At 73.2% G+C, this 261-nt stretch carries 1 pseudogene; it reads left to right on the top strand.

What is annotated here, in order from left to right:
• Window positions 1-261, top strand: a pseudogene (locus IH00_RS44910) (polyketide synthase); the annotation flags it as partial.

Here is a 261-nt window from a genome sequence, read left to right as displayed (position 1 = left end):
GTGGCTCGGCCGTCAACCAGGACGGTGCGAGCAACGGTCTCACCGCGCCGAACGGCCCCTCGCAGGAGCGCGTCATCCGGGACGCCCTGGCGAGCTCGGGGCTGAGCCCCGCCGAGGTCGACGCCGTGGAGGGCCATGGCACCGGAACCCAGCTCGGTGACCCGATCGAGGCGCGCGCCCTGCTCGCGACGTACGGGCAGGAGAGGAAGCGCCCGCTCTGGCTGGGGTCGGTCAAGTCGAACATCGGGCACACCTCGGCGG

This window comes from Streptomyces sp. NRRL S-118 (assembly GCF_000716335.1).
GTDB lineage: Bacteria > Actinomycetota > Actinomycetes > Streptomycetales > Streptomycetaceae > Streptomyces.
This window is presented reverse-complemented; position numbering and strand designations above follow the sequence as displayed.